Genomic DNA, 9,677 nt, shown 5'->3' with positions numbered 1-9,677 from the left:
CTCATGATTTTCCTTGGTCATCCACGGACTCCAAATCCGAAGAAGAATAACACTACAAGCAGATCCTCAACCCAGGACCGTTGGTAACCCCGACGGTCTTTTTCTATGGTAGCAAAAAAATTAAAAAATATTTCACATAACGTTTCGGTATATCTGATGTTTGCCGTAGCGTAGCGGAGGCAAATATGGGTGGAGGCTTTTATATAAAAGCCGTAACCAGATATGCCGTGTTATGTGATGTGCATGTTTTACTTTAATCCCGATAGCAATCGGGATTGCTCTAAAAAAGAATTTGAATTTTGTTTTTTTTGTTTTGGATTTTGGGCAGAGGGGTTAGGGGTGAATGCCCAAAATCCAAAACTCCTTATTCTCTTCAAATAAAAGGCAAAAAGGAAGGGGTTTAAGGGGAGGGAATTTTTGCCTTTTATTTGTTTATGAATCTTCATGTTTTTTCCATAATTTATCAAGGTCAATAGTTTCGCTCTGTGGGCGTTCATTCTCATCAAGCAATTTAACCTTTACTGACAACGGGAATTGAGTCATTTGTCCTGCAATAAAACAACAACCCACAGAAAGATTAGAGATTGAATCAAAGGAAAGTTTATCAAGATAGCTAACAGCTTTGTTTATCGCTTTCAAATCATTATCATTCATTAGCCTGTGAATGAAATAATTGTGTAATTGGGAGATAATTGTTGGCGAAATATCAGACGGTCTTTGACTGGCGACTGTTAGAAAAACACCAAATTTTCTTCCTTCTTTTATTATTTCTTCAAATGTTTCTAGTCGATAATCTTTCCAAGATTCCGATTCTCTGTTGGAGTTTTCTGAGAGAATATTGTGAGCTTCGTCAATTATGATATTTAGCGAATTATCCTTATCAGTGTCTCTTTTATTTTTCTGCTCGTCGTAATTTGTTTTGCAGATTAAAAGTGGAATGACTTTTTTAATCTCTAAATTTACATTTTTAAGGTCAACAACCTGAATATTTGAATTAGCTTCTTCTGTTATGGAGTCTTTAATATCAAAAACTTTATCCAACATATCAAATCTCTTTTTCAATCTTCCAATTAGGGGGCTTATGTGCTCTTGATTTGCATACCCATTCAGTATTTCATGATAATACTGATCAAATATTTTAAACTGGATTTTTTGTAGATCTGTAAATGATTCAATTTTTATATCAAAATACTCATTGGCAATATCTATTTGGCGGCTAGTATCAGTAATACTATCATTATGATACTTCCCGCTCACCATAAAACTCTTTTGGGTTATGTTATAGGTTATATCATCAATATTTTTCTCTTGCTCGTATTCTTTTTTCAGCATTTGCACACCAATACTCTTGAAATCAGCAACAAATTTTTTCAAAAATGGTTGATTGAAATTCGGTTCATTTTTATTTAGAATAATTTTTAGATTTCTCAATAAATTATCCCTTTCCTTGCGAAAATTTTCGTTATCAGTATCAAACCAATCCCTACTATCTATCGCTCTGTGTAAAAATGGTTGCTGCGTTTTCTCTGTGGCATCGAGTAAAATAGATAAAAGTTCCAGTTTTTCAATTTCTGTTTTCAATATGGGATATTTTTTTCCCGTATTATCTTTTGTTCTCAATTTATAAACGATTTTATTTTTCGTTAAAATTTCGTCATCGCTATCTTTTGAGTACTCTCCATTGAAGTCTATAAAAACAAACTTGGATTTAGTCTTGAAATTATCATTTAATTCTAACCTAAATAATTCTGTGTACATTTTTGCAAGAGTATTGGATTTTCCAGAACCTGTATTACCAAAGATCCCAATGTGTCCAGCAAACAGTTTTTTAACGGATATAAAAATATTTTGAGTTTCTTCGTCTATCAAAGACCCAAGGTGGATAGAAAGTTCATCTTTTCCAGAAAGCTGATGAAGTTTTTCAAATTCATCTCTTGAAAGCAGTTTACACTCACTTCCGATAAGTGGCATTTCTTTTATACCGTGTTGGAATTTCCTGTCATTATCATAAAAACCAAAAACGGAAACATTGAGGAAGCGATCTATCTTTTGCTTTTCGTTTGTGTACTTTTTGTTCTTTTGGTATTTATCTTCTTCAAGATATTCACCCTCAACCTTACAAATAATCTCGGTAAATCCTTTGAGGATTTTTACATAATTTGACAGTCCGACAGATACATTTTTAATAGTTCTGCCCTTAAAAAACAAATGCGGAAGATTTTTATCTTTATTAACTTTAACGATAATATCTTTTCCTTTTACACTAAAAACGCTTCCGATTGTAAAAACGGAATCATTCATTAATCGTTCTTGTAAATTGAAATTAATTTTCATCTTCATTTTGTTCGGGAATATCAGAATTAACAAAAATCTGAGAAAGATAATCTGTCGTTTTCTCAAAAGAAAAATCTGCTTCTGGGGAAATTATGTATAGATTTGAATTTTGTTTTTCATTTAATTTGTCAGCAGTTTCGTCGTATTGAGAATACGAGAAATAAACGACGACTAAAGTAGGGTTAGACTTCATCACTCCATCCAAGAGATTTTTGATATGTTTATCCGCTAAGGAAAAACCAATCAGCATTAAAACACTATTTTCTTTTTCTAATTCCAAAGTAAACTTCCGCAACATTGAGGCATAGTTTGTATCAAGAACAGTCTCAAAGTGTTTTTCCGCATTTGGATTGATAACAGCAATCTTCTTATATTCGTCATCAAAATCATTTCCTGTTTTGTCATCGAGGTCATCGGCAATATGCTTTCCGTTTGAATAAACAATTTTTTCGTTTTCTGCTTTCCAAGAAATTGATCCGTGTAGCTTGATAATGTTAAAAAGTGGAATGTCTGAAGTATTGTCAAACTGCAAACTCTTATATCTCTGAACTTTGTTAAAGTTTGCAACACTAAAATTCGGATTTATTTGACCGGCAAACCCATCATTGTATGGAATAGCTAACCTTTCACAGGAATCCTCCATAAACATATCGAAATTTGTGGTGAAAATATTCACTTGCTTATTTACGATATGCAAAAATCGACTGGAAATTGTGTTAGCCCAAAATCCTAAAAAAGAATCATAGTTTTGCTTTGTTTTGGTCAATTTTGTTTTCTCGGTAATATTAATTTCAAGCGATTCGTCGAGGATGGCTTTGGATTTTTTTATTAATTTGTAGTAATCCTTTTGCGCCTGCCCTTTGGTCTCTTCATTATTCATCCGATCTTCAATATCTTTGAGAGTTGTAAGATAATCGAGTGAACAGCCAGAACCAATAAGCAGGTTGATATGTCCGCTTTGGATTATTTCTTTCAATTCTTTTTTATCAATTTTTTTCATAGGTAATAATAATTAAAGGGTTGCCTCGCTTAATGTCGTTTTCATTTCAAGGCTATTAACAAATTTATCAATATTTGAGATCCTCACTTCCAAACCATCCTTTTTGATAAAATCAAAGTAGCGTTCGGTATCAATAAAAGATTTTGGCGAGATAAACACGGAATATGATTTTGTGCCTTTTTTTACATATTCTTCAAGGTGTCGATGTATAGAAAACGACTCTCTGATATGCTGTTGCGTTCCAGTCAGTAAAGTTACTTCGATCAAAACCGTGTCTTTTTCTTCTAAACATTCAATGTCAGGGCTTCCGCCAGACGCAAAACTTGTTGGCAGTCCTTCGTCATCGGATATAAAGTTAGGTTTTACAATAACATTCGGTAATTTTTTGAGAATTGCCAATGAAGTTAAAAATTCCAATCGCAAAGGTTGTTCAATGATTTTCAAAATATCATCGCTAGAAGATTTTTTCTGTGCCAAATTAAGAAGTTCGGTTTTAATTGAATCCCAAGCATAATGATCAACCCATTTTTCCAATTCTGCTTTTGTGGTTTTTGCTGGTGCTTCAAATACGGTAAGCGTTGAGATTAAATCGTGATCAACTTGTCCGATATATTCAAAAAATTCTTTTTCCGTTTCAAATTCTTTGTAGGAAATATAATTTTTCAAAATATAATCCACAGTTGCAGATTCTTTTGAGTTTATATCTATGAAACGACCACCGCCACGCAAAGAAAGTAAGCCAGTTAAACGCATTTTTCGTATAAAATCGTCAGGATAATCACCGAGGATTGAATTATCATCTCTCTTTGTTTCGTTTAGTAATTCGTAGCAAATATCTAAAATCACTTCGTTGCTCGGTGTATAACCATGTTTTTTGCGTAATTTTTTAATTTCTCGATATAAACTTTCAGCATTATCGTTTTTCCAACACAACAACAATGGTATTTCCGATCTGGATATACCAGCCCCCTTGTATGCTGGGTCATTATTCAAAAGTTTTATGGTTTGTATAAGTAAAATAAGCGGAACATTTTTATTTAAAACGCGACGAAATGGATTTTGGCGTTGATATTTCGCAAAAGCATTGGCAAAAACCATTAACTCATTTTCTGGCTTTTCTTTGTCTAATAACATATTTCCGCTTTCGGAAAATTTTATTTCTTCATTTTGCCAATACCAAACGAAGCCAAGTTCTTTGGCAATTTTAAACCAAGTATCGAATCTTGATGGCCATCCTTTTTCAAACCCTGCTTCTTTGTGGCTTTGAGGGTTGTCAGAAAATACTTTTTCGGTTTCAGTTTCGCTTAATTCAATCTCATTTTTCCATTTATCTTTTACGGCCGAAGATACTTTCATGGGCTGGTATAATCCTTTTTGTATTAAGGATTTGGCGACTTTATCAATAATTTCGTTTGTTAAAATTTCGCCGTCATATTCCGCAAGTACGGTCAAAAAATCCTTCAACCGTTCAGGATTTCTCATTGTTGTTGTAAATAGCAATGGTTTGTATTCAGATTGTCGTTTAGTCATAATTTTAATAGTTAGTAATCAAAACTTCTTTAATTATCTTTTTGCCGTTGTTATGATAATTAATATAATTGCTTTCAATTTTGTGTACCTTGTATTTTTTCATCCATTCCAATAATAAATCATTTTTACTCCCGTTATAGTGAGTAACATTTGATAAGGCAAATTTAACGCCTTTTTTGTCTAAGACATCGATCATTTTTAATAAATCAGCTTCTAATTCCTTGTTCCATAATTTATTATATTCGCTTGCGGATATTAAGTATGGAGGGTCTAAATATACAAAATCGTTTTTTGAATATTTTTTGTCAGAAAAAAACTTTTTAAAATCTTTTGATGTTATAGATATTTTTTTATTTTGTACAAAATCAAAGTAGCCGTTTAAGGCGTTTATAACATTTTTATTAAAATCAACATTGCCAACAGGTAAATTAAATTTTCCTCCGCCATTGAATCTTAACATTCTATTAAATCCATAAATAAGCAAAATGTATAAAATCAAGGGGTCGTTTTTTTGATAATTATTTACGCTCATTCTTAATTTATCGTAACCTTCCTTATTAAATCTTGCGTAATAGGTTTTTTTAAACTCCTTTTTTAACGAATCGGGGACAATATCATTTTTATATGAATGCGAAAATTTATATTTGTGGATTATTTTTTCGGCATCCTTGAAAAACTTTTCTGGATTTTTTGAACTGGCGATTAAAAGTTTTTGAATATTTATCAGGTGTTTGTCTATGTCATTGAGAAAATACTTTTTTGCTTCAATATTCAAAAATACCGTACCTCCGCCGACAAAAGGTTCGTAAAAATTATTTATTTCTTTAGGAAATAAATTTTCCAGTTGTTTCATCAGTTTGTATTTATCCCCGACATAAAATAATGGGGATCTTCTTATCTTGGTAGTCATATCTTTGATTTTGTTACAAACAGGTATTCCTTGTGATTATTGAAATTTGTATTGCCTGCATTAAAATGTCTATATTTTTTTTCAAAAACTTTGGTTGGTCCTTTTGTCTGCAAAATCTGTTCAATCTCTTGGAGCGTGATTTTGTTTTTTGAGGAATTACTTTTTGAATCGTAAGTGTTATTGTATGAAACAACCAAATATTTAGCGTCAAGGTCTTTCACGAGTTCCGCAAATTTATCTTTGGCATTAGCTCGGCAGTAGTCGCTCATATTCTCTGGCTCTGGTTTTAGTGCTACGCCAAAAAGTATTGGTTTATCCCACTTAGTTAATGTTTCAAGCACATGGTAGAATCTGCTGTATTGTCTTGAGTTGTAGGGTGGGTCGATATAAACGACATCGGCATTTATTTTTTTTGCCAGATTGTTTGTATCTTCTTGAAAAATTGATATTTCTTGCGTATCTATCGGATCAATCGGTTTCATAAAAAAGCTATCATTTACAAATTCCTTCTTGAAATAAGCGTCAAAATGTCCAACTGTGTTGGCGATTTTATCGGCAGTATAAAGCAATGAGGCGATCAACATATAGTATTCTCTTTCGGTTAAGTTTTTCCTGTTTTCCTCTATATTTTCACGAATAAAGCCGATGATTTTCGCTGAATTTTTACTAAAAAATTTACCACCGAAATTTTTAGAAAAATAATTTTCTTCTAAGTCATCGCCATAAATATTGTTATAATTCTTAATAATGTTATCGATTTTGACTTTATCCCATGCCTCGTTTCCAAAAAAAGCCCGATATATTGCGTAATTTGAATGGAGAAAGTCGTTTAATAAAACTTTTTCGAAGTGTTTGGTTGCAACAGCGGATACAACACCCGTTCCTGCAAAAATATCCGCAAAAGAATTTCCACTGCATTCTTTATTTATTATAGAAAAAATCCATTCAATTAACTTGTGTTTGTTGCCAATATATCTGCGATTGTGTAATTGAAGATGGTTTTCTTTTACTTGTGGGATATAAAAATAATTTTCTTGGATTTTTTCGGCGGTTATTTCATAGGTTGGTCGCTCAGTTTCAAGCATCGCAAAAAGAGTTCCTTGTATTCCGTCTGCAACATAATCGATACTTGATTTTTGCTTATTTAACTTCTCGTAGAAACTGCAATGATTGTTTTGAGAAATAATAATAAAATCAATGACTGGTATCCCCATTATTTCGCCAGCCTGCACGATTTTTTCAATAATTTGATTGTCTTTTTCACTTGGTGAAGAATCGCCTGAAGGGTGATTGTGAACCAAAATAACGCTGGCGGCGTTTAGCTCGGTTGCAGGATAAAAAATTTCTCTCGGATGTAATAATGCCTTATCTAAAAGACCGACACTAACAACTTCTTTTCTCAACAAAATATTTCGTGCGTTTAAATAAAGACAAACTAAATGTTCTTTTTTCTTGTCTCTTAAATCGTAAGTAAGGGATAAAATATCTTGAGAATTTTTTATAACAATCTCGTTGGTTTTGTTTTCGTCGTAAAATCTTTTTACCAATGAAATCGCGGAAGTGATTTGCAATGCTTTTGCTTGTCCGATTCCTGAAATTTCCAAAAGATCATCAACGGTTATATTCAAAAAGTTTTTACCAAATTTTTTAATGATATTCTCAGAAAGCTGCCTAACATTTTTCCCCTTAATTCCGCTACCCAAAAGAATTGCCAAAAGATCACTTTTTGAAAGTGCGTCAGCCCCTTTTTTTAGAAACCTTTCTCTTGGGCGATCAATTTTTGGTATATCCTTAATTTTTGGCATAAATTCTTTTCATGTTAAGCAATGTTATTGTATTCGTTTTCCCCTTATAAATAAATCGTTTTCGTAGCGGAGCGGAGAAAAAACCTTATACCCCTTTCTAATAAATAAAAAAACAAAATTCAAATTCTTTTTTAGAGCTGGGCGATAGCCCAAAAGTAAAACATGCATTTCACATAACGTTTCGCAGTATGCGATGTTTGCCCGTGGTAAAATTTGCGACCAGCGGGAGCTTACCACGGGCAAACATGGACGGAGTTTTGCGGAGTGAAACGGAGCAAAACGTAGTCGCATACTGCGTGTTAGGCGATGTGTGGCACAAATTTTACTCCAAAATCAGAACGGCTAAAAGAGCCTCCTTAAAACTGGTTCCCTTTTTTGGTTGGTATTCATATCCTGAACCATATTTACTACTATCTTTAAAGAGTCTGGCCCCATCGTATACAGCCAAACCTGCTTTTTCTTGTCCTAAAGAAAAATCTAGTGCTGATTCTTCCATTGCATATTCATCAACAAGTTGGCCTTCGGTAGAGCAAAAAATAACTGTATCATCAGGAATGTCTGTCCCATGTTGTTTGATAACTTCTATTTTATTACCATCAAAACCTCTAAAAAGCAGGTTTGGCTGATAGATACCAAGCTCTTTTAGCCGTTCGATTAGAATATCGCGCATGGATTCGGTATCCCAGCCTTTGGATAAATCGACAGTTGTTACTATTAGCTCTCTCTGTGGAGGATTCTCTCGATGTTCAATTGACATACTCATGTGAATTAAAGTTAAAAAATTTGTGCCACATTTTGCCTAACTGGTTTCTATGCGAAAACATTTCGCATAATGCGTCCGATTTTGTTTGTTATGTGAATTTATGATAAATTTATTCTATGTTCCGGATATAATTTTATCAAAAAATCTCAATTTATGCAAAAATATTTGGACGCGGTGAAGATTGAATTGCGATTGCGCAATTACAGTCCTAAAACAACCAAAAGCTATCTTTTATGCCTGCGAGATTATTTCAATTACAAGAAGCTTGATTTTGAACAACTTGATATTCAATCCATTAAGGAATTTTTGTTAAAAAAATATGATAAAGGGTTTTCTTCGCAAACCGTGAATCTATATTTGAATTCCATCAAATATTTTTATCATGAGGTAATCAAGTCAGATCAAAAAATAGATATCAAATTCGCCAAAAGATCGAAAAAATTGCCCGTGGTTCTGTCTCGCTCCGAAATTTCCGAGTTAATGAACACCATCAATAATCAAAAACACAAATTATTGGTTTCTATCGCTTACGGCGCCGGCCTTCGAGTGAGCGAGGTGATAAATTTGAAGGTTAAGGATTTGGATCTGAATCAATTATTCATTCACGTTAAAAAAGCTAAAGGCGGAAAAGATCGCCTGACCATTTTTCCGGAAAAATTAAAAAATGACCTACTGAATTTGATCGCCGGCAAAGGCAAAGACGAATTGGTTTTTGAAAGCGAGAGGGGAGGGAAGTTGACTTCTCGAACGGCCCAGCTGATATTTGAAAAAGCGTTAAAGAAAACGAATATAAAAAAAGACGCCACTTTTCATTCGCTCCGCCACAGCTTTGCCACCCATTTACTCGAAAACGGAGTCAGTATTCGCTATGTCCAGGAGCTTTCGGGACATCAGAATATTCGCACCACTCAGATTTACACTCAAGTGACATCCCCGCAGTGGACTGGCCTTGGCAATAGCAATCCCACTTCAGGAGGGGAAAAATGAGTGAACAAGCCAGATCGGATGAGGCCATCTTTGGCAGGCATTGGAATGTCGCCCAGAAGATCGCGCACTGCGATTTTAGGGCAGTGCTTTCTTTCTGCGGGCATAGTCCGCCCATCATCTGCGTGGGCGAAAGATGTTGGAGCAGATGCGTCCAGGTGAAAGATCCGGAAGCATCCGATCCCGTGATCCAGCTTCTCGAAGATGATGGTCGGCCGGTCAGCCATATGTTTTTCGAGGGGGAAATCGGGGGCGAGCGTGAGCTCCTGCTGTCGGAGCTGGTCGCTGACGGCTACTGTTCGGTCAAAGAGGCGTTGGAGCCTGATCGGCACGGCAATTCGCGGCTGTAAT

At 34.3% G+C, this 9,677-nt stretch carries 8 protein-coding genes; 2 read left to right on the top strand and 6 right to left on the bottom strand.

What is annotated here, in order from left to right:
- Positions 1-432: 432 nt before the first annotated feature.
- The 6 genes from VMX18_01330 to VMX18_01305 all read right to left on the bottom strand — a co-directional run bounded on the left by VMX18_01330 (position 433) and on the right by VMX18_01305 (position 8,336).
- Entirely contained in the window at positions 433-2,340 is a 1,908-nt protein-coding gene (locus VMX18_01330) for an ATP-binding protein (protein ID HUT22032.1), read from the bottom strand.
- On the bottom strand, positions 2,324-3,334 hold the full coding sequence (locus tag VMX18_01325; protein ID HUT22031.1) for an SIR2 family protein: 1,011 nt from the start codon (positions 3,332-3,334) through the stop codon (positions 2,324-2,326). Before VMX18_01325 ends, VMX18_01330 begins: the two co-directional genes overlap by 17 nt.
- A 12-nt stretch (positions 3,335-3,346) precedes the next feature.
- Complete coding sequence (locus tag VMX18_01320) at positions 3,347-4,864, bottom strand: AlwI family type II restriction endonuclease (GenBank protein ID HUT22030.1); 1,518 nt, start codon at positions 4,862-4,864, stop codon at positions 3,347-3,349.
- 4 nt (positions 4,865-4,868) lie between these two features.
- Complete coding sequence (locus VMX18_01315) at positions 4,869-5,774, bottom strand: Dam family site-specific DNA-(adenine-N6)-methyltransferase (GenBank protein ID HUT22029.1); 906 nt, start codon at positions 5,772-5,774, stop codon at positions 4,869-4,871.
- Entirely contained in the window at positions 5,771-7,579 is a 1,809-nt protein-coding gene (gene radC, locus VMX18_01310) for a DNA repair protein RadC (protein HUT22028.1), read from the bottom strand. Before radC ends, VMX18_01315 begins: the two co-directional genes overlap by 4 nt.
- A 322-nt stretch (positions 7,580-7,901) precedes the next feature.
- Entirely contained in the window at positions 7,902-8,336 is a 435-nt protein-coding gene (locus VMX18_01305; protein HUT22027.1) for a hypothetical protein, read from the bottom strand.
- A gap of 159 nt (positions 8,337-8,495) precedes the next feature.
- Here VMX18_01305 and VMX18_01300 point away from each other — a divergent pair, with 159 nt between their 5' ends.
- Positions 8,496-9,329, top strand: a complete 834-nt coding sequence (locus VMX18_01300; GenBank protein ID HUT22026.1) for a tyrosine-type recombinase/integrase — start codon at positions 8,496-8,498, stop codon at positions 9,327-9,329.
- Complete coding sequence (locus VMX18_01295; GenBank protein ID HUT22025.1) at positions 9,326-9,676, top strand: hypothetical protein; 351 nt, start codon at positions 9,326-9,328, stop codon at positions 9,674-9,676. The genes VMX18_01300 and VMX18_01295 overlap by 4 nt, the downstream gene beginning before the upstream one ends.
- Position 9,677: the final 1 nt, after the last annotated feature.

The organism is Candidatus Bipolaricaulota bacterium (genome assembly GCA_035528115.1).
Taxonomy (GTDB): Bacteria; Patescibacteriota; Patescibacteriia; order UBA11705; family DATKZF01; genus DATKZF01.
This window is presented reverse-complemented; position numbering and strand designations above follow the sequence as displayed.